Genomic DNA, 20498 nt, shown 5'->3' on the forward strand with positions numbered 1-20498 from the left:
CGTTCATGATGACGGCGATTCATATCCGACAATGCGGGATGGCTGATGCGTCTCTTTCTCGTTCGCCACGGCGAATCCCTCGGCAACATCAATGAACAGGCCTACCGCCAATTCGGCGATCACAACGTGCCGCTGACGCGATGGGGCCATCGGCAGGCTCTCGAGGCAGGCGGCGTGATCGCGTCCTATCTCAAGGCATTGCCGAGCGCGGGTTTCGGCAAGCTGCATGTTTGGTATTCGCCCTTTCTCAGGACCCGGCAGAGCAAGGATGCGCTGCTCGAAGCCCTGCCGGAAAGCTTCGTCGGCGATATCAGGGAGGATTATCTGCTGCGCGAGCAGGATTTCGGTCTCTTCACCGAAATCTACGATCACGCCGAACAGAAGCAGAAGTTTCCCGAGGAGTTCGAAAAATGGGCTAGGCTGCGCAGTAACAGCGGCAAGTTCTACGCCCGGCCGCCGGATGGCGAAAGCAGGGCGGATGTGGCCCAGCGGGTGCGCCTGTTCCTCCAGACCGTCATGCACGATGCCGAAAATAGCGACCACAACCTCGTGATCGTCGGTCATGGCGTCACCAACCGCGCGATCGAAATGAACTTCCTGCACCGCCCTGTCGAGTGGTTCGAGCGCTCCGACAATCCCGGAAACGCCGATATCACCCTGATCGAGGGGACGCGCTCGCAAGGATACGAGTCGATCCTGCTGCATCAGGCCGCCGACCGGCAGCCAGGACAGGAAGGCGAACTGCGCGATGCCTATGGCGCCGACGTGACGATCACGCCGAAGCCGACCGCATAATTCCTGAAATCGGACCGGCGCAAAGGTGCGGCGGGTTGCGCAAGGCAACCCGCCAATTCTTCACCTCAGGTCGGTGACGTCACCGGCGCAGGCTCCTGCCCGGCCGGCGCCTCCTCGTTCACAGTCTCCAGCCGCTTCGTCCTCAAGAGACGCAGCACGAAGACGAAGAAGACGGGAACGAAGAAGATCGCCAGCACCGTCGCCGAGATCATGCCGCCAAGCACGCCCGTACCGATGGCATTCTGGCTCGCCGCGCTTGGCCCGGTGGCGATCGCCAGAGGCACCACGCCCAGTGTGAAGGCGAGCGAGGTCATGATGATCGGCCGGAAGCGCAGACGGGCGCCTTCGATCGCGGCATCCATCAGCGATTTGCCCTCGGCAAAACCGTCCTTGGCGAATTCGACGATCAGGATGGCGTTCTTCGCCGACAGTCCGATGATCGCGATCAGGCCGACCTTGAAGTAGATGTCGTTGGACATGTCGCGGCTCATCACCGCGAGCACACAGCCGATGACGCCAAGCGGCACGACCAGCATCACCGACAACGGGATGGACCAGCTCTCGTAAAGCCCCGACAGCAGCAGGAAGACGAAGAGAATGCTGAGGCCGAACAGGAACGGCGCCTGCGATCCCGATCTCAGCTCCTCCAGCGACTGGCCGGTCCATTCGAAGCCGAAGCCATCCGGAAGTTCGGAGGCCAGCCGCTCCATTTCGGCAATCGCCGCCCCCGACGAATATCCAGGCGCCGGAGCGCCAGAGATACGTACGGAAGGGTAGCCGTTATAGCCGACGATCTGCGCCGGTCCCTTCTGCCATTCGGCGACGGCGAAGGACGATAGCGGCACCATGCCGCCGCTCGCATTGCGGACATTGAGCTTCATCAGGTCTTCGGCTTGAAGTCTGCTCTTGTCCTGCGCCTGCACGATGACGCGCTGCATGCGGCCCGAATTCGGGAAGTCGTTGACATAGCTCGAACCGAGATTGGCGGTGATCGTGCTGTTGATGTCGGCGAAAGCGACGCCGAAGGTATTTGCCTTCTCGCGATCGATAACGAGCACGAGCTGGGCCGAGTCGGGCATGCCTTCCGGGCGGATACCCGCGATCATGGGGTTCTGCGATGCCTTGCCGATCAGCATTCCCGCCGCCTCGGTCAGTGCCGCCTGACCTTTCGCCCCGCGATCTTGAAGGCGGAAGGTGAAGCCGTTGGTCGTGCCGAAACCTTCGATCGGCGGCGGCGACAGCGCGAAGGACGTGGCGTCCTTCAGCCCAAACAGCTGCATGTTGGCGCGGTTGGAAATCTCCTGCACCGAATTGCCGGCGCCGCGTTCGGCCCAGTCCTTGAGTGTAACGAACACCAGGGCGGCGTTCGGTCCCTGCCCCGAGAAGCTGAAGCCTTGGATCGCGACGACGTTGGCAACGGCCGGCTCCTTCTTGAAGATCGCTTCGATGCTTTCGAGCGAGGCCACCGTGCGGTTGCGGCTCGCCTCCGGCGGTCCCTGCACGTCGACGATCAGGAAGCCCTGATCCTCATCCGGCACGAAGCTGCTCGGCAGGTTGACGAAGAGGTAGCCAAGGCCGATCAGCAGCGCGACATAGACGGCCATGACCCGCCAGGAGCGCTTGGCCAGTCCCTCGACGGTGCGGGCATAACGGCCGGTCAGCCGGTCGAAGTTGCGGTTGAACCAGCCGGCGATACCCTTCTTCTCGTGATGACCCTTGATCGGCTTCAGGAAGGTGGCGCAAAGCGCCGGGGTCAGCGACAGTGCCAGGAAGGCCGAAAACAGGATGGAGACGACCATGGTCAGGCTGAACTGACGGTAGATGATGCCTGTGGAGCCTGGGAAGAACGCCATTGGTACGAAGACGCAGGAGAGAACCAACGTAATCCCGAGGATCGCGCCGGTGATCTGCCGCATCGCCTTCTTGGTCGCTTCCTTAGGTGAAAGCCCTTCCACCGCCATCAGCCGCTCGACGTTTTCCACCACCACGATGGCGTCGTCAACGAGAATGCCGATGGCAAGCACCATCGCGAACATCGTCAGCACGTTGATCGAGAAGCCGGCGGCATACATGACAGCAAGCGTCCCGAGCAGCGCGACGGGCACGACGAGCGTCGGAATGATGGTGTAGCGGAAGCTCTGCAGGAAGATGAGCATGACGACGAAGACGAGCGCAACGGCTTCTGCGAGCGTATGCGCCACCTTCTCGATCGATGCCGAGACGAACGGGCTGGTATCATAAGGAACGGAATATTCGACGCCATCAGGGAAAAAGCGTGACAGCTCCTCCATCTTCGCCTTGACCAGGTTGGAGGTGTTGACGGCATTGCCCGTCGACGACAGCTGGATGGCGATGGCGGCACTCGGCTGCCCGTTCAAGCGGGTGGAGAAGCTGTAGCTCTCGCTGCCCTCTTCGATGCGCGCGACATCACGTAGCCTGACGTTCGATCCGTCGGCATTGGCGCGCAGCACGATGTCGCCGAACTCCTTGATGTCGGTCAGTTGCCCCTTCACCAGCACCGTCGCCGTCAGGTCCTGCGAGATCGGATTGGGTGCTGCACCGATCTGGCCTGCCGCGACCTGGGCGTTCTGCGCCGAGATCGCCGCGCTGATGTCGGACGCGGTGAGATTCAGGCCGACCATCTTGTCGGGATCGATCCAGATGCGCATCGCCCGCTGCGACGCAAACAGCTGGGCACGGCCGACGCCCTCGAGACGGCGCAGCTCGCCGATGACGTTTCGGTTGAGATAGTCGCCGAGCGCCACCTCGTCGGTCTTCCCGTCCGTCGAGGTCAGCGAGATGAACATCAGGAAGCCCGAAGACGCCTCCTCGACCGTAATACCCTGATCCTTGACGGATTGCGGCAGCCGCGGTTCGACGCGGCGGATGGCGTTCTGAACGTCGACCGAGGCCTGGTCGATATCAGTGCCGGCCGCAAAAGTCGCGGTGATGGTCATCGCACCCGACGTATCCGACGTCGACTCGAAATAGGAAAGGTGCTCAACCCCGTTCAGCTCTTCTTCGATCTGGCGAGTGACGCCCTGATAGATATCCTGGGGCGAAGCGCCGGGATAGCTGGTGGTGATGCTGAGCTGCGGCGGCGCGACCTTCGGATATTGCGCGACCGGCAGGAACGGCAGCGCGATCAGACCGGCGAGGGAGATGAAGATCGCAAAGACCCAGGCTAGGATCGGGCGATCGATAAAGAAACGTGCCATCGACCTTACTCCGGCTTCTTGGCGTCACCGGACGCGAGCTGGCCATCCCGCCACTCTTCCGGCGCGACCTTTGCGCCCGGCTGCAGCTTCTGGCCGCCGTCGACGACGAGACGCTCGCCTGCCGACAGGCCGCTTTCGACCACCCACTCATTGCCGGAGGATTGACCAAGCTCGACGTCGCGCGGTTGCGCCACATCTCCCTCCTGGACGACATAGACCTGCGCCTTGCCGTCGGCCGTGCGGATGACGGCGCGCTGCGGGATGAGGATCGCCTTCTCACGGACGGCCTGTTCGATGCGGACCCTGATGTAAAGACCGGGCAGCAGGTCGCCCTTCGGATTGGGGAATTCACCGCGGAGGGTGACCTGCCCCGTCGTCGCATCGACGCTGGCGCTGCTGAAGAGCAGCTTACCGGCTTTGCCGTATACCGTGCCGTCGTCGAAGACGAGCTTGATATCGGCCTTGCCTGGTTCGGTCGATGTGAGGCTGCCGTTCTCGACCGCCCGCTTCAGCGCCAGCAGGTCTCCGGAGGATTGCGTGAAGTCGGCATAGACGGGGTCGATCTGCTGGATCATTGCCAGCGCGTCGCCGGCATCCGCCGTCACCAGCGCGCCTTCCGTCACCAGCGCGCCGCCGATGATGCCTGTGATAGGCGCACGAACTTCGGTATAGCCGAGATTGATTTTCGCTTCGTCGAGTGCGGCCCGCGCCAGCGCGACATCGGCATCGGCCTGGGCAAGGGCGACGGCCGCCGCATCGTATTCGATACCGCTTGCAACATCGCGGTCGCGCAACGACTTCTGCCGGTCCAGCTGCTGGCGGGCATTCAGTTGCGTCGCCCTGGCGCGATCGAGGCTTGCCTCTGCACTTGCCACCCGGACCCGGAACAGCGCCGGATCGATCCGGTAGAGCACGTCGCCTTGCTGAACGAGGCTGCCCTGCTCGAAGATCCGCTCCTGCAGGATGCCGGAAACCCTGGCCCGCACTTCCGAAACGCGCGTTGCCGCAATGCGGCCGGGCAATTCGCTGATAACGGGAACCGGACGCGCGTTGAGCGTCAGGACGCTGACGGCTGCTGGCGGCATCGCGCCGCCTTCCTGTGCGTAAGCCGACAGGCCGGCGCCGAATATCAGCGCCAGGACAAGCGTATAATGCAATGATTTCGTTCGAAAAAGCATGTTCATTAGCCTTCCTGCTGGTCCCGCTGGGGTCCAAAAAAGCACAGCCCGCCGAAATGACGTTCGGCGGGCCTCCTCAGCCGACAGATAGTCGATCTTTTTTTGCTTTGCAAGATACCTACCGGTTGGTATTATAGCATTATCATGATCGGACTCCCATGGCACGGCGATCCCGGGAGTGATACTGATCTTCTCGGCCGCCTCGGCGCGAAGCTTATCTCGAACACAGGTCATGCATTGGTAGATAGCCCCCGCAACAGAAAGAAACAGCCGGATGTCGTGCGGCAGGCTCTTCTCGATTGCGCCAGGAAGCTGGCGCTCGAGCATGGTCTGGCCGCCGTCAGCTTGCAGGCGGTCGCCAGCGCAGCCGGCGTGACCAAGGGAGGTCTGTTTCATCACTTCCCCAATAAGCAGGCTCTTGTAGAGGCCGTGTTCGACGGCATGATGGAAAGCCTCGACCGCGAGATCGACGAGGAGCTTGAAAAGGATAAGGGCGGCCATGGCACATTTACCCGCGCCTATGTCCGCACCCTGTTTGCCGACCGAGCCCTTGCCAACAGCCCGTGGTCGGCCCAGACGATGACGGTGCTCGCCGACCCCTACTCCAAGAGCCTCTGGCACAGATGGATGAATGACCGGCTGGTCAGGCACGCCGAAACCGACATGGGAATGCGGCTGGAGATCGTTCGCCTGGCGGCGGACGGCGCATGGCTCGCCCACGTTCTAAGGCCCGACGACCGTGCCGCGTCCGACGACGCGGTTCTGCTGCGCGAATTGATCGAACTCACCGAGGGGTGACAAGCAATTGGCGCCTCATCCCGCGCCCGGCTATTTCACCCGAGCGCGGGATCGTCGGGGCTAGGCAGCTCGCACTGCCGCCATCGGTTTAACATTCTGGTTCATCCGGAACAGATTGTTCGGATCGTAGCGCCGCTTGATCTCGGCAAGGCGAGCGTAGTTGGCGCCGTAGGCGGTCTCGACGCGATCGCCTTCGTCTTCGGGCATGAAGTTGATGTAGGCGGTGCCGACCGAATGCGGCTTGGTGGCCTCAAACAGATCCCGCGCCCAGCCTATGCAGCTTCCATCCATCCCGGCCTCCCGCCAGCGCGCATGCACATTCATGACGAAATGCGAGCTGCGCTGCGGAAATGCGGTGGCCTCGGTGGGCACGCGGCCAGCCGCACCGCCGACATGGCCGATGAAGATCTCGCATTCCGGGCCGGGCAGCCTGCGCACGGCATTGAGCAGAACCTCGATCGCGACATCAGAGAGAGAGGCAAAATCCTGGCTCTTCCAGTAATTGCGCGCACCGGGCGTGAGCAGCGGGTCGAATGCCTGCTGCCAGCCGGTGAACGGCACCGGGCCGACGACGTCGGCAATCGGATTTCCGATCGCGCGCAATCTGGCTGTCGCCTTTTCGCCCGCCGCGATGTCTCCGCAATAGCACATGGCGAGCACGACGATCTCCTTGCCGTGCCATTCCGCGGGAAGGAACGGCAGAGGCGGCGCCTGGCGCATCACCACCCAGCAGGTCAGTTCGTCAGGGGCCGCGTCCAGCGCCTGCCGGTATTCCCTCAGCACCTTCTCCGCATCGGCGAAGGGATGCACGACCAGCCCAGCGAGAACCTCTGTGTTGAGAGGGTTGAGCTGGAACTCGAAGGAGGTCACGACGCCGAAATTGCCGCCGCCGCCCCGCAGCGCCCAGAAGAGATCCGGCATTTCCGTCTCGCTCGCCTTGACCAACTCGCCGTCGGCCGTCACCACGTCCACCGAAAGCAGATTGTCGAGCGTCAGCCCGAATTTGCGGGTCAGCCAGCCGAAGCCGCCGCCGAGTGTGAGCCCGGCGATGCCGGTGGTGGAATTGATGCCGGTCGGCAGCACCAGCCCGAAGGCCAGCGTTTCCTGGTCGACATCGGCAAGCGTGGCGCCCGGCTCGATCCTGGCGCGCCGCGTTTGCGGATCGACCCGCACCGATTTCATCGCCGACAGGTCGATGACCACACCGCCCTCGCAGACCGCATTGCCGGCGATGCCGTGGCCGCCGCCACGCACCGAAAGGAGCAGATTGTTGTCGCGTGCAAACCGCACCGCCCGCACGACATCGGCGGCACCCGCGCATCGTGCGATAAGCCCGGGCCGGCGGTCGATCATCGCATTCCAGATTGCCCGCGCCTCGTTGTAATTCATGTCTTTACTGGTCAGGAGACTGCCGCGAAATCCGGCGGCAAAGGCATCGATGGCCACGTCATTGACCATCGTCTGCCCCCTTTGCAGGGTCGTCAGGTTCAAATTGTCCATGATTTCCTCCATGCGACCGGCGCCCCGCACCGTCGCGGCCGGCATTTTGCGCTTGCTGCGGTCGTCAAACAAGTTTCGAAAAGGATTAGCCCTCTGCGCCCGCAACGAAAGGAAGCGGCTTCCTATTGAATTTTCATGGAAAATCGATGCCTGCGGCGGCAATCCCGGCAATCCCGGCATGCGGTGGAACAGGCCCTAATCCCGCAGTCCCCGAGCAATGGCCTCAATGACCGCGCCAATCCTTCCGGGTACGAACCGGCGTGACGGATGAATGGCGTGGATCGGCAGCACCAGTTTCCGCCAGCCGGCGAGAACTTCCACGAGCCTGCCATCCGCTATGTCGTCCGCCACGAGATCCACCGGGACGTAGATGACGCCTGCTCCGGCGAGCGCCGCCATCCGCAGCGCCTCTCCGTTGTCGATCTCGATGTTGCCGCGAACACCCACCGTGAAACTCTCTCTGCCCTCTGTCTCGAATGGCCATTCGTCGCGGGGAACGAGATTGAGGTTGAGGATGCAGCGGCCGAGGCGAAGATCCTCAGGCCTCTCCGGCACGGCAAATCTATCGAGATATGCCGGAGAGGCGCAGCAGACAAAATGATAGCTGCCGACGCGCCGCGCAATGAGCGACGAGGGCTTCAATTCGCCGATCCGGATCGCCAGATCATACCCCTCGGCCACCAAGTCGACATTGCGATCGCTGAGATTGAGCTCGACCGAAAGGGCCGGATGCCGCTCCGCGAGTTCGGCCATAACGGGCGCAAGCCGCTTGATCCCCAGTGTCGTCGGAGCGCTTAAACGCAGGCGTCCCGACATGGCCTCTGCGTCGGGCCGGGAGATGTCGTTGAGTTCCTCCAACTCATCGATGATTCTGTTTGCCTTGACCAGGAAACGGGACCCGACCTCGGTCAGCCGCTGCGTGCGCGTCGTGCGCTCGATCAGCTTGACCCCATACTCCTGCTCCAGCGCCTGGATGCGCCTGCCGACCATGGCAGGCGAAATGCCGAGCCGTTTCGCAGCGCCGGCGAAACTCCCCGACGTCGCGGCAGCAATGAGGGTCTGCAAGTTCAGAAGATCGGGCATTCGATACTTTTATGCATCTCTGTTATCGATATCAATGCAATTAACGACGGAATATTTCGGATGTATCCCTGTGACCATCACATCGGAAACAGGAGACAGAACGATGAAGACTGCAATTATCGGCATCGGAAACATGGGCAAGGGCCTGGCCTCACGCCTTGCCGGGAAGACTGACCTGATCGTCGCGGGACGTAACGATCAGGCCGCGCGCAGCCTTGCCGAAAGCCTCGGCGTTGAAAGCGCCACCATTGCAGACGCGATCGCCGCCGCGGGGATCGTCATCCTCGCCGTTCCCTATGCCAGTGCTCTTGAGATCGCCACCTCGCCGTCGCTCTCGGGCAAGATCGTCGTCGACATCAGCAATCCCCTGAAGCCCGATTTCTCCGGTCTGCTCTTCGGTCACGAGATCTCCGCCGCCGACAAAATCCAGAATGCCGCGACCGGCGCCAAGGTGGTCAAAGCTTTCAACACCATCTTCGCCGAGCTCTTCTACGCGTCCCGCGATGCCACGGCCAAGGTGCCGGTATTTGTCGCCGGAAATGACGAAGACGCGGTGGAAAAGGTTTCCAGACTGGTCGTGGACGCAGGATTTGCCGTCGAAAAGACCGGAGGCCTCGATGCTGCCAAGCTCCTGGAACCGCTGGGCATGCTCAATATCCGCCTCGGCTATGGCCTCGGCCGCGGAACCGCCATCGCCCCGGCTTGGATAAACCTCGCCGTCTGAGGCCTCTCATCGATCAGCAGACCGACATTCCGTCCGTGAGGACGGGATGTTTTTGTTGCCTGGACAAAAACTCGCCAACTCCGCCATTTCCATACTGTCGCCCGTATCCGATTGATGTATGGAGGGAGCTCAAAAGACGTGCACGGAGGCGGCGATGGATCACCCGGAAAAATCGAAGACAGAAAAGAACCTGACGAGCGGCGATTTCGACGAGCAGGCACTTTTCTTCCACCGCTATCCCCGCCCCGGCAAGCTGGAGATCCAGGCGACCAAGCCGCTCGGCAACCAGCGCGACCTGGCGCTCGCCTATTCGCCCGGCGTTGCTGCCCCTTGCCTTGCCATCCGCGACAATCCCGAAATGGCGGCAGAATATACCTCGCGCGCCAATCTCGTCGCTGTCATCTCCAACGGCACCGCCGTGCTTGGCCTCGGCAATATCGGCCCACTTGCCTCCAAACCGGTCATGGAGGGCAAGGCCGTGCTCTTCAAGAAATTCGCCGGCATCGACGTCTTCGATATCGAGATCGATGCCCCAGGCGTCGACCAGATGGTCTCGACCATCGCCTCGCTGGAGCCGACCTTCGGCGGCATCAACCTCGAAGACATCAAAGCGCCGGAATGTTTCGAGGTCGAGCGGCGCCTGCGCGAGAAGATGAAGATCCCCGTCTTCCACGACGACCAGCACGGCACGGCGATCATCGTCGCCGCTGCGATCCTGAACGGGCTGGAACTCGCCGGCAAAAACATCGCCGACATCAAGATCGTCGCCTCCGGCGCCGGTGCTGCCGCCCTTGCCTGCCTCAACCTGCTGGTCATTCTCGGAGCAAAACGCGAAAACATCTGGGTCCACGATCTCGAAGGCCTCGTCTATGAGGGCAGGGTCGAGCTGATGGACGAATGGAAATCCATCTATGCCCAGAAGAGCGAGACGCGCACGCTCGCCGAAAATATCGGCGGCGCCGATGTCTTCCTCGGCCTTTCGGCCGCCGGCGTGCTGAAACCGGAGCTGTTGGCGCAGATGGCCGACAAGCCGCTGATCATGGCGCTCGCCAATCCGACGCCGGAGATCATGCCGGATCTCGCCCGCGCTGCCCGGCCCGACGCGATGATCTGCACCGGCCGCTCGGATTTCGCCAACCAGGTCAACAACGTCCTCTGCTTTCCCTATATCTTCCGCGGCGCACTCGATTGCGGCGCCGAGACGATCAATGAGGAGATGAAGATGGCGGCCGTGCGTGCCATCGCAGCCCTTGCCCGCGAAGAGCCGTCGGATGTCGCCGCCCGCGCCTATTCCGGTGAGACTCCGGTCTTCGGCCCTGACTACCTCATCCCCTCGCCCTTCGATCCGCGCCTGATCCTGCGCATCGCACCTGCCGTCGCCAAAGCCGCCGAACAGAGCGGCGTGGCACGCCGCCCGATCCAGGATTTCGACGCCTATCTCGACCAGTTGAACCGCTTCGTCTTCCGCTCAGGCTTCGTCATGAAGCCGATTTTCACCGCGGCCAAGGCCGCCGAGCGCAAGCGCGTCATCTTTTCCGAAGGCGAGGACGAGCGCGTGCTGCGCGCCGCCCAGGTGCTGCTCGAAGAAGGCCTTGCCGAGCCGATCCTGATCGGCCGCCCGCAAGTCATCGAGACGCGCTTGAAGCGCTACGGCCTGCGCATTCGCCCGTTGCAGGATTTCGAAGTCATCAATCCGGAAGACGATCCGCGCTTCCGCGAATATGTCGATCTTTATTTCTCCCTCGTCGGCCGCCGCGGCGTCATCCCGGAAGCGGCCCGGACGATCGTGCGCACCAACACCACCGTCATCGGCGCGCTGGCGCTGAGGCGCGGCGAGGCCGATGCGCTGATCTGCGGCCTCGAAGGCCGTTACGAGAAGCACCTGCGCGACGTCCGCCAGATCATCGGCAAGCGCAAGAATGTCCGCGATTTCTCCGCACTCAGCCTGATGATTTCACAGCGTGGCGCCACCTTCTTCACCGACACCTACGTCACCTTCAATCCGACCGCCGAGGAGGTCGCAGAGGCGACTGTGCTAGCGGCCGAGGAAATCCGCCGTTTCGGCCTCACGCCGCGCGCCGCCCTGGTCTCGCATTCCAATTTCGGCTCGCGTGAGTCCGAAAGCGCCACGAAAATGCGCAACGCCCTGCAGCTCGTGCGCGACGCTGCGCCCGACCTCGAAGTCGACGGCGAGATGCACGGCGAAAGCGCCATCACCGAAGCACTGCGCAAGCGCGTCATGCCGGACACGACGTTGCACGATGAGGCGAACCTCCTGGTCTTCCCGAACCTCGATGCCGCCAACATCACCCTCGGCGTGGTCAAGTCGATGACCGACGGCCTGCATGTCGGCCCGATCCTGCTCGGCACCGCCCTGCCCGCCCATATTCTCGCCCCCTCGGTTACCTCCCGCGGCGTCGTCAATATGGCGGCACTCGCCGTCGTCGAGGCATCGCAACCGGCCTGAGCCGGCTCAGGCTGCTGACAAGTCGGCCAACGCCTCTGTCGTCATGCTCGGGCTTGTCCCGAGCATCTGCAGCCGGTTGATATGCAGCAGATATCAGGCACGGGGCATGAGATAAAATCCTTTGGGACGAGCGGTCCTTGAAGCCGCTCCGATACATGTCCTGATGCCATATCAGGCCCCTCGTAACGACAGACGCCCTTTATCCGCCAGCGCATCCGCGCGCTCGTTGCCGGCAATGCCGGAATGGCCTTTGCACCAAGCAATGGTCACCAGACCATTCTGGGATAGTTGAAGATCGACCGCTTTCCAGAGTTCCGCATTGGCGATCGTTCGCCTTCGGGCATTCCCATTCGGGCTGCTTTTCTTCCAGCCGTTGTTCTTCCAGATATGCCGCCAGCTGTTGCAGCCTTTGATGGCGTAGACGGAATCGGACCAGATGGTCGCGGGCTCGCCGCTTGCCTCGCTGTTGATCCAGATTGCCGCCCTGAGCACGGCGGTCAATTCCATCGAATTATTGGCGGAATCTTCGGCGCCACCGAAGCCGGACGCGATTTCCGCCGCGTCGCGGTAAACGACAAAGGCCCAACCGCCGCGCCCGGAACCGGGTTCATAACAACCGTCCACGAAGACGTGGAAGCCGTGTTGGGTTTCCGGCAGCCCGACTGTCATTGCGGGGGAGCTGAATTCGTTGGCAATACCTGTCATTTTCGACGTCCGGATATGAGTACGTTCCCCAAGCGACCAGGAGATTGAAGTGGAGGACTTGGCCTCGTTGATTACCATCGGCAGCTTCTTCATAATCGAACACTGGGTCTTCGGCGGTCCGCTGGATAAAATCGCGAAAATACGCTAGGAATTTATCCCAGCTTATTAAGAGAAATACCCTAAGAGAAACCGGCGGCGATCGAGGCCGCAATCGACCGATCGATTCTTTGCTCATTCCGGGACGACGCCGTGAAACGCCGAAACCTGTCTCTTGCCCTTCTCATTGCTCTTGCGGCGCCGGCCGCCGCGCAAAGCAGCGCCGTTTGTGAGGACCTGCGCGGCCGCCTGGCCGACTTGCCGCGATCGATCGGCAATGGCAACGGCCCGGAAGCGCGCCAATATTCCAGCGCCATGGCCGAGCAGAACCTCGAGCTGCGCAAGGTTCGTAACGAGCTGCGCAACAATGGCTGCACCTCAGGCAGCATGGTCGTAATCGGCGGCGAGAATGCCGATTATTGCGCCGAGCTCTCGCAGTCCGAAGCCCGCATGATCGACAATATCCGCTATCTCCAAGGCCGCCGCAACGAACTGGCCGACCAGAACGGCGCCGCTGACGGCGCCCGCCGCGAACTGATCGCCGCTCTCGACCGCAATGGTTGTAACAGCGAGAATTTCTACGCGCCTAGCGATCGCAGCGCCGCCGACCCCGCTCCGAGCGTCGAGGAACAGGCGATGCGCACCGATACCTTCATTCCGCTCGGCGGCGGTGAAGAGATCGATCCGCGTTACGGCGTGCCGCGGGCCGAGATGCTCTCGCCGGTCAGCACCATGTGCGTGCGCAGCTGTGACGGCGGCTTCTTCCCGATCAGCTCGAACGCCACGTCCGTCGATTTCGGCCGCGACGCCCAGACCTGCGCCAAGATGTGCCCGGGCATCGAGACCGAACTGTTCTATCGTGACGTGACGAGCACCGAAGCCTCGAACATGATCTCGGTCGCAACGGGTACGCCCTACAGCGCCATGAAGAACGCCTTTGCCTACAAGAACCGCACGCCCGGGGAAAAGTCCTCCTGCGCCTGCAATCTCACCGCCTATTACGAGGAGATGCGCGGCAAGCAGGCGTTGAGCGAACCGCCGCAGCAGGGCTCGATCACTACCATTCGCACCAATCCACCGGCGAAGGATACCGCAGCCGCCGCGCCGCAATCATCCTTTCCCGAGCGCCCCTACGATCCGACGCAGAACCGCGTCCGTCAGGTCGGCCCGCAGTTTCTGGCCGGCGATCAGGGCTCGATCGATCTCGCCAACCCGGCAACGTCAGGTCCGCAGCCGCAACAGCAGCAGTGATCGAATGGGTCAGTATGTCGTACGACCGCCGCTCAGGTCGAAGGTCGATGCGGTCGTGTAGGAGTTCTCTTCGGAAAGCAGCCAGACCACCATCGAAGCGATCTCACGAAGTTCGACAAAACGGTCGCGCGGAATGCGGACGCGCATATATTCGATAAACTCGGCTGTCAGCCCGTCCAAAATAGGTGTCTTTGCTGTCGTCGGCGTTACCGCGTTCACGGCGATTCCCGTCTTTGCGAGTTCCTTGCCAAGAGACTTGGTGAAGCCCAGCACACCAGCTTTCGCAGCGCTGTAGGCGGCGATGTTCGGATTTCCTTCCTTGCCCGCAACCGAAGAGATGTTCACGATCCGTCCGTAGTCGCGCTTTGACATGACCGGAACGACGTGCCGGCAACAATTGAAGGTTCCCGTCAGGCAGACATCGACGACATCTTTCCACTCGTCGACATCGTATTCGATCGTGGGCTTTACCGGACCGGTAATCCCGGCGGAATTGACGAAGCCGTCGATACGGCCAAAAATCTCCTCGGTCGTCGCCGCCGCGTTTTTCACGGATAGGGGATCTGCGACGTTGACGCCGAAAGCGACCGTGCCGGATCCGATAGCGGAAGCGCTGTCCTTCGCCATGTTTTCGTTCTGGTCCCAGATGGCCACCTTGCCACCAGACTGGATGACGCGCTCTGCGATCGCGTAACCGATGCCGCGCGCACCGCCCGTGATCACGATGATGCGTTCCTTCAAGTCGATCATGTTCATTGGGCCGTTATCCTCCGATTGAGCCGCCGATAGCTGAATATCTATTGGAAATTCCGGGATTCGCCTTCAGCGTATCGATATGAAGGTCAGGAATTTATCCCGAGCCCGACACCATGCCGAGTCCATTCTCTAAAGCCCGAGATTTTCGGTAGTCCAGCATCGAAAGCTCAGCATAATATTCTGTCTCCGCAACGGCAACTTAGCGGAGACACGCATGACTATTCCATCTTTTGAGACAATAAAGCGCTGGCAACTGATTGAAGATTGGCCACATCGGGCGAGCGTGGATGCGGTAATCACCTCCATGATAGACAAAGGCTACTCGTCTGAGACCATGGTGAGAGCCGTTCGATTTATCGGGGCCTTTATCGAATACCAGAACAATCGTGACGGTGGAGAGCCAGAACGACTGGACGCTGGTGATATCGACCAGTTTATCGCCAGCCGATTGTCTTCAGGTGCTATAGCGAATGGTAATCGCATCGCTCTGCGCCGCCTGCAAATCGAACTCGTGAGAGCTGGTGTCCTATGCCCACCGGCAGAGAAAGCCGACCCGTCCGAGAAGGTCGCCACGCTTTACGGTGCGGAGCTATTTCGCCGAGGCTATTCGAAGCAGTCGATCACCGGGCATGTCTGGCTGGCGCGGCGATTTCTTCGAACCGTATTCTTCGAGCAAGGTGACATTTCCCACCTCACACACATCGAAGTACGCGCTGATTTGACGAACAACTTCGAAGGCCGGAAGAGCACCTCCCTTGGGACTTGGTTCTCGCACCTTCGGGTGTTGCTGCGCTTCCTGCACGCAACGGGGCTCACTGAGCATGATCTCTCCGCAGCGGTCCCGAGCCCAAGGAACCTGCGTTTCTCGGCATTGCCAGCTTATATGAGCGTCTCACAACTCAATTCAGTTCTGGAGGCCTGTGATCTGTCCACGATCCCTGGCCGCAGAGACCTTGCTGTGCTTCTGCTGCTTTCGAAGCTCGGTCTGCGTGCAAGCGAAGTTGCCCTTTTGTCGCTTGATGACATCGACTGGCGATCAGGCCTCCTGCGTGTGAACGGCAAAGGCGGTAGGGTCGCAACCATGCCCCTTCCGAAGGACGTCGGGGCGGCAATATCGGACTACATCCTGCATGGACGTCCAACATCCGGGTCCCGCATTATCTTTCACAGGGTGCAGACCCCATGCACACCGTTCGAGACGGCCACACCCGTCATCCTGGTCGCACGCAGGGCGCTGAAGCGGGCGAAGATTTCAGGCACGCGGTCTCACCATGCGCATATTTTCAGGCACACCTTCGCCACGATTGCGATCGATGCCCTTGAACAATATCTGACATTGCGGCGCTCACTCGGATTCAAGCTCCAAACTCAGGAGAGCCGTCTGCGCAATTTTGTGAGGTATGCGACTGCTCGTGGCGAACTGCGGGTAACCGCGAAGACTGCGGTGGATTGGGCAAACCACCAATGTGGTCCCGCAACGTGGTCGTCGCGCCTTTCGACGGTCAGAGCTTTTGCCCGTCATCTCCAGGTGGTCGACCCCCAAACCGAGATTCCGCCTTCGCACATCTTTCCACCACAACGAAGACCGCGTCCCTTTATCTATTCGGACGAACAGATCGCCGATCTCCTGAAGTCGATGCTCGACATGCACCCTGGAAGCTTCCGAGGGCCGACATATCATTACTTCTTTGGCTTGCTGGCATCCTCCGGACTTCGGTTCTCGGAGGCGGCGCGGTTGCTTCGTGAGGATGTCGATCTGGAAGCAGGCATGCTGACGATCCGTGAGACGAAGTTTGGAAAGACCCGCATTGTGCCGCTGCATCCCAGTACGACGCTGGCGCTTCGGCGGTATGCGTCAATCCGTGACGATCACGCGGTCAGACGGGTTAGCAAATACTTCTTTACCGGAGACCTTGGCAGGGCCCTGATCCATGCCAACCCACACTTCTCCTTTATCCTCTGGACACGCCAGACGGGACTGAGGCAACCGGATGAACGTGACGGTCCCAGGATACACGATCTCCGCCACAGCTTCGCCGTTCGAACGCTGCTGTCCTGGTACCGGGATTGTGAGGACATTGAGCGGCGATTGCCGGAGCTTTCGACCTATCTCGGGCACAATCATGTCAGCGCCACTTATTGGTATCTTACCGCGCATCCCAATCTGCTGGATCAAGCAAGACTTCGCCTCGACGCAAGGTGGGAGATGGCAGAATGACCAATCCGCTACCTCGACTGATTGAACGCTTCTTTGGACAGCGCCTTGCTCGCCAGCGCAACGTGAGCCCACATACGATTGCCTCCTACCGCGACACATTCAAGCTCTTCCTGGAGTTCGCACATCGCCGAACCGGCAAATTTCCGTCTGATCTTCGACTGGAGAATTTCGATGCGGTGCTGGTTGTCGCGTTCCTTGACGATCTGGACTCCGAGCGCCACGCCAGCCCTGCGACGTATAACCTTCGGCTGACGGCAATCCGGTGCTTCTTCCGTTTCCTGGCCTTCGAGGAACCAGTATATAGTGGGCAGATACAGCGTGTCCTTGCGATCCCAGGCAAGATCGGGTCGAAGCGGGAGGTGCAATTCCTCACCCGCAGCGAGATCGAAGCGATTCTTTCGGCTCCTGATCGACGAACCTGGGTTGGGCGTCGTGACCATGTTGTGATGTTGACAGCCGTGCAGACAGGGATGCGCCTCTCCGAACTCGTGGGCCTTGATCGAAGTGCCGTCACCATCGGCACAGGGGCGCACATCCGGTGTTTCGGGAAGGGACGCAAAGAACGCACTACGCCGATAACCAGAATGCTCAATGTTGCGCTTAGGGCCTGGTTGAACGAGCCACCGGTTGGAAACGGCAATGCTCTTTCCCGACCGTTCACGGTGGGCGGATGAGCCCTGATGCCGTTCAGTATCTTCTGGCAAAATACGTGTCGACGGCGTCGAAGGGCTGCTCGTCATTACGATCAAAGCGGATATCACCCCATGTCCTTCGACACAGTGCCGCGATGGAGTTGCTGGATGCCGGTGTCGACAGCACGGTGATCTCATTGTGGCTCGGCCATGAGTCCACGCGGTCCACACAGCCATACTTGCATGCCCACCTGGCAATCAAGGAGGCCGCTCTAGCCAAGATCGATCCGTTCAATGGACAATCGCCTGGCCGGTTCAGGGCTGGCGACGAGTTATTGGCGTTTCTCGACAAACTTTGATCCTGCCGGAGCAATTGACATCGCGGTGAGGGCCGCGATGTCAATGCCGAGCCCACCAATCATCGAGGAACTTTCACTGGGTGGGAAAGCGCCAATTGCGGTCATTTGGATTACGCGCTACGGCTGCACCTATGTCTCTTCGTAGATAGTCATGGAAAGATGATGATGACGCAGTACGATGATTTAAACTTACTCGATGACTGGCTTCTTAGGCAGGCCATTGAGCAAGCGGAGCGCCGTGTCCCCATTGACGAAGAACTGGTGCCGGAATCGGTCGCGCAACTAGGTCGAGTTTATATTCATCTCTACGTGCAGACAATTTTTGAGGGGGAGGTCGGAAACGGCGGCCTTCATCAATTTTTCGAGAATTCGTCAGGCGCGTTGGCACCGATCGTTCGAGATGCGTTGGAACAAATGAATTTATCGGATTACGCGAACATCATGGGGGAACTCGTCACTGCTCTCGGGCCTGAGTATCCATTCGATCAATCAGCAAGGCTGGTAAAGATGCAGTCCAATCCAGCGTTCCAAGAAATGTTAGATCGCGGATATCAAGCAATAGATGTCTGGACCGAAGAGTTCTGCCTTGCGCGCGCTAAGTATGCGAGAGACAACGGCGTTGTAAAATGACGCAATGCACACCCTCAAATCGCTTAAATAGCGGACGGTCAGCGACTGATTTCTATTCGTGTTCGGACATTCTCGGGCGTCATGTCATATCCAATCGCGCGTTTGCCGGACCAGTTTATGCCAACAGCAAGCCCATCTCTTTTCAGTCCGGAAAGCCAGCGATCCAGGAATTCTGACAGCTCAATTCGACGCGTTCGGAAACTGTTATATGCAATGACGTTGTCGATGACCTTCTAGGCCCTGCTTTCCAAAGACCAGAAGGGCATTGCGGTCTCGCCATCTAAATTCGTCGATGTAGGGAACCCCTCACCATCTTGAATCGACCAAACGCTTCCGTGTGCGATGACCTCGCTAAAAAATCTCTCGGCTTGTGCAGCTGCGGTGCTCATTTCCTCATCAAAGCATTGAAGGCAAAGGTCCGCAATAGGCCGAACCCGGTCTTCCAACGCGTTCAAATTATGCCGAGCTTTCAATCCTGGATTACCGGAAATCTCGGGATTTAGGGAATGGGCTCGGCATAGTATCGGGCTCGGGATAAGGCAGAGCGTTTTTAGCTTGGCGTCGCTGATATCGACGATGAGAGGCGCACCGAGGCAGATAGCGACGGTGAGCTAAAAACGTGTTGGGCTAAGCCGCGGGCGCGATTGAGGTTCTATGGGTATTGAATGGCGCGGCTCCAACGAAGGGCGTTGCAGGGGCGGTATCGACCTGCGCCGCCGCGGGGTGCACGGGACGAAAGCAGCGCCGATTTCGAACTCGACAAGGGGTAAAGATTGCCATCGTGACCTGGCGCGAGGAACTGGCAGGCGCGACGGCACGCACCTTCGCGGGACCGACCGGTTTCCGGCGGAACGGTGCGACGGTGACGATGAAAGCGGTGCTCTTCTTTCATGACGTATCCCAGTATCGCGGTGGTCCGCTGACGCCGTCGAAGGTTTCGATGGTGATCATCTGCCCTTGACGACAGGCCGGGCATTGCCTGAGGGAACACCCAGTAAGTTCCTCGTAGCGGTCTCGGTAGTCCTTCGAGGCTCGGCTCTCTGATGGCTCTGGTACCGGCATGCCGAGCAGGTCGCGACAACGGGCAAGCTTTTGTTCGCGATACCGATTGCCAAGGAAACCGTAATAGCGGATCCGATGGAAGCCCTCTGGCAGGACGTGTAACAGAAAGCGGCGGATGAATTCATCGGCGGAGACGGTCATGACTTTTTGCCGATCGCCGTGCCGATAATCCTTCCAGCGGAAGCGCACCGCGCCATCCTCGATATCGACGAGGCGGTTGTTGGAGATGGCGACGCGATGCGTGTAGCGGCCGACGTAATCGAGCACCTGTTCGGGCCCGGCGAAGGGCGGCTTGGCGTAGACCACCCAGTCGGCCTTTCGAAGGGGCGCCACAGTGCGCCGGAAGGCGTTGCGGTCGCTCAGGGCTCGCAAGTCGGAGAAGAACTGCAGCTTGCCGGCGTCGAAGGCTTTCTGCAGGTGCTCGAGGAACAAGCGGCGGAACAGGCGTGAGAGCACCCGGACCGGCAGGAAGAAGCCGCGTTTGCAGGTGATCCATCGCGTGCCGTCCGGCGAGAACCCGCCACCCGGGACGACGCAGTGCAGATGGGGATGGTGCAGCAGATTTTGCCCCCAGGTGTGCAGCACGGCAAAGAAGCCGATCTCGGCGCCGAGATGCTTGGGGTCGGCGGCGATGGTGCGCAGCGTCTCGGCGGTGGCGCGGAACAGCAGGCCGTAGACGAGCGCCTTGTTTTGATAGGCGATGGCGGCAATGGCCTCCGGCAGCGTGAAGACGACGTGAAAGTACTGCGTGTCGAGTAGCTCGGCGCGACGATCCTCCAGCCATTGTGCACGGGCGAGTGATTGGCAGCGGGGACAATGTCTGTCACGGCAGCTGTTGAAGGCGATGCGCCGGTGGCCGCATTGATCGCACGCTTCGACATGCCCCCCGAGCGCGGCGGTGCGGCACAACTCGATCGCCGTCATGACACGGCGCTGAGCGGTCGACAGCGATGTGTGCTGGGCACGATAGGCCTCGCCGTAGCGACGGAATATATCCGCCACTTCCGGCCCCGGACGGGCCATCAG

Annotated in this window: 14 protein-coding genes and 2 pseudogenes; 8 read left to right on the forward strand and 8 right to left on the reverse strand. The window is 60.7% G+C overall.

Annotation, left to right across the window (positions count from 1 at the left end):
• Positions 1-45: 45 nt before the first annotated feature.
• Positions 46-795 (forward strand): histidine phosphatase family protein, encoded by a 750-nt coding sequence (locus RL_RS13755; protein ID WP_011652202.1) that lies wholly within the window; start codon positions 46-48, stop codon positions 793-795.
• Between the two features lie 65 nt (positions 796-860).
• Here RL_RS13755 and RL_RS13760 read toward each other — a convergent pair whose 3' ends face one another.
• Together RL_RS13760 and RL_RS13765 are read right to left on the reverse strand one after the other, a co-directional pair.
• A complete protein-coding gene (locus RL_RS13760; protein ID WP_011652203.1) occupies positions 861-4013 on the reverse strand; it encodes an efflux RND transporter permease subunit in 3153 nt (1050 codons plus the stop codon).
• 5 nt (positions 4014-4018) lie between these two features.
• Positions 4019-5197: an efflux RND transporter periplasmic adaptor subunit gene (locus RL_RS13765; protein ID WP_173364441.1), complete on the reverse strand. Its 1179-nt coding sequence runs from the start codon at positions 5195-5197 to the stop codon at positions 4019-4021.
• 231 nt (positions 5198-5428) lie between these two features.
• On the opposite strand from RL_RS13765, the gene RL_RS13770 reads away from it, so the two are divergent.
• The gene (locus tag RL_RS13770) at positions 5429-5989 is read left to right on the forward strand and encodes a TetR/AcrR family transcriptional regulator (RefSeq protein WP_011652205.1); all 561 of its coding nucleotides are present in this window, start codon (positions 5429-5431) and stop codon (positions 5987-5989) included.
• 60 nt (positions 5990-6049) lie between these two features.
• Here the strand turns inward: RL_RS13770 and RL_RS13775 are convergent, their stop codons facing one another.
• A complete protein-coding gene (locus tag RL_RS13775) occupies positions 6050-7489 on the reverse strand; it encodes an FAD-binding oxidoreductase (RefSeq protein ID WP_011652206.1) in 1440 nt (479 codons plus the stop codon).
• Positions 7490-7684: 195 nt separating this feature from the next.
• Complete coding sequence (locus RL_RS13780; protein ID WP_011652207.1) at positions 7685-8572, reverse strand: LysR family transcriptional regulator; 888 nt, start codon at positions 8570-8572, stop codon at positions 7685-7687.
• Positions 8573-8675: 103 nt separating this feature from the next.
• Between RL_RS13780 and RL_RS13785 the strand changes: the two genes are divergently transcribed.
• Together RL_RS13785 and RL_RS13790 are read left to right on the forward strand one after the other, a co-directional pair.
• The gene (locus RL_RS13785) at positions 8676-9296 is read left to right on the forward strand and encodes an NADPH-dependent F420 reductase (RefSeq protein WP_011652208.1); all 621 of its coding nucleotides are present in this window, start codon (positions 8676-8678) and stop codon (positions 9294-9296) included.
• A gap of 154 nt (positions 9297-9450) precedes the next feature.
• The gene (locus tag RL_RS13790; protein ID WP_011652209.1) at positions 9451-11763 is read left to right on the forward strand and encodes an NADP-dependent malic enzyme; all 2313 of its coding nucleotides are present in this window, start codon (positions 9451-9453) and stop codon (positions 11761-11763) included.
• A 171-nt stretch (positions 11764-11934) separates the two neighbouring features.
• Here the strand turns inward: RL_RS13790 and RL_RS13795 are convergent, their stop codons facing one another.
• Positions 11935-12468, reverse strand: a complete 534-nt coding sequence (locus tag RL_RS13795) for a ribonuclease H family protein (protein WP_011652210.1) — start codon at positions 12466-12468, stop codon at positions 11935-11937.
• Positions 12469-12717: 249 nt separating this feature from the next.
• On the opposite strand from RL_RS13795, the gene RL_RS13800 reads away from it, so the two are divergent.
• On the forward strand, positions 12718-13815 hold the full coding sequence (locus RL_RS13800) for a DUF2865 domain-containing protein (RefSeq protein ID WP_011652211.1): 1098 nt from the start codon (positions 12718-12720) through the stop codon (positions 13813-13815).
• Between the two features lie 9 nt (positions 13816-13824).
• Here RL_RS13800 and RL_RS13805 read toward each other — a convergent pair whose 3' ends face one another.
• Entirely contained in the window at positions 13825-14571 is a 747-nt protein-coding gene (locus RL_RS13805; RefSeq protein WP_011652212.1) for an SDR family NAD(P)-dependent oxidoreductase, read from the reverse strand.
• A gap of 214 nt (positions 14572-14785) precedes the next feature.
• Between RL_RS13805 and RL_RS40545 the strand changes: the two genes are divergently transcribed.
• The 3 genes and pseudogenes from RL_RS40545 to RL_RS13825 all read left to right on the forward strand — a co-directional run bounded on the left by RL_RS40545 (position 14786) and on the right by RL_RS13825 (position 18410).
• Positions 14786-16789: a tyrosine-type recombinase/integrase gene (locus RL_RS40545; RefSeq protein WP_011652213.1), complete on the forward strand. Its 2004-nt coding sequence runs from the start codon at positions 14786-14788 to the stop codon at positions 16787-16789.
• A pseudogene (locus RL_RS13820) lies at positions 16786-17780 on the forward strand (tyrosine-type recombinase/integrase). The gene RL_RS40545 and the pseudogene RL_RS13820 overlap by 4 nt, the downstream one beginning before the upstream one ends.
• A 165-nt stretch (positions 17781-17945) precedes the next feature.
• Entirely contained in the window at positions 17946-18410 is a 465-nt protein-coding gene (locus RL_RS13825) for a DMP19 family protein (protein ID WP_157865203.1), read from the forward strand.
• Positions 18411-18448: 38 nt separating this feature from the next.
• Here the strand turns inward: RL_RS13825 and RL_RS41140 are convergent.
• Both RL_RS41140 and RL_RS13835 read right to left on the reverse strand, forming a co-directional pair.
• Positions 18449-18799: pseudogene (locus RL_RS41140) on the reverse strand (DUF2750 domain-containing protein).
• Between the two features lie 499 nt (positions 18800-19298).
• On the reverse strand, positions 19299-20495 hold the full coding sequence (locus RL_RS13835; protein WP_011652217.1) for an IS91 family transposase: 1197 nt from the start codon (positions 20493-20495) through the stop codon (positions 19299-19301).
• Between the last annotated feature and the right edge of the window lie 3 nt (positions 20496-20498).

It is taken from the genome of Rhizobium johnstonii 3841 (assembly GCF_000009265.1).
GTDB lineage: Bacteria > Pseudomonadota > Alphaproteobacteria > Rhizobiales > Rhizobiaceae > Rhizobium > Rhizobium acaciae.

What these genes read in the sequence shown, in the direction of transcription:
- RL_RS13755 (WP_011652202.1), top strand. Translation starts at nt 46, where the DNA reads ATGCGTCTCTTTCTCGTTCGCCACGGCGAATCCCTCGGCAACATCAAT.
- RL_RS13760 (WP_011652203.1), bottom strand. Translation starts at nt 4,013, where the DNA reads ATGGCACGTTTCTTTATCGATCGCCCGATCCTAGCCTGGGTCTTTGCG.
- RL_RS13765 (WP_173364441.1), bottom strand. Translation starts at nt 5,197, where the DNA reads ATGAACATGCTTTTTCGAACGAAATCATTGCATTATACGCTTGTCCTG.
- RL_RS13775 (WP_011652206.1), bottom strand. Translation starts at nt 7,489, where the DNA reads ATGGACAATTTGAACCTGACGACCCTGCAAAGGGGGCAGACGATGGTC.
- RL_RS13780 (WP_011652207.1), bottom strand. Translation starts at nt 8,572, where the DNA reads ATGCCCGATCTTCTGAACTTGCAGACCCTCATTGCTGCCGCGACGTCG.
- RL_RS13785 (WP_011652208.1), top strand. Translation starts at nt 8,676, where the DNA reads ATGAAGACTGCAATTATCGGCATCGGAAACATGGGCAAGGGCCTGGCC.
- RL_RS13790 (WP_011652209.1), top strand. Translation starts at nt 9,451, where the DNA reads ATGGATCACCCGGAAAAATCGAAGACAGAAAAGAACCTGACGAGCGGC.
- RL_RS13795 (WP_011652210.1), bottom strand. Translation starts at nt 12,468, where the DNA reads ATGACAGGTATTGCCAACGAATTCAGCTCCCCCGCAATGACAGTCGGG.
- RL_RS13805 (WP_011652212.1), bottom strand. Translation starts at nt 14,571, where the DNA reads ATGAACATGATCGACTTGAAGGAACGCATCATCGTGATCACGGGCGGT.
- RL_RS40545 (WP_011652213.1), top strand. Translation starts at nt 14,786, where the DNA reads ATGACTATTCCATCTTTTGAGACAATAAAGCGCTGGCAACTGATTGAA.
- RL_RS13825 (WP_157865203.1), top strand. Translation starts at nt 17,946, where the DNA reads ATGACGCAGTACGATGATTTAAACTTACTCGATGACTGGCTTCTTAGG.
- RL_RS13835 (WP_011652217.1), bottom strand. Translation starts at nt 20,495, where the DNA reads ATGGCCCGTCCGGGGCCGGAAGTGGCGGATATATTCCGTCGCTACGGC.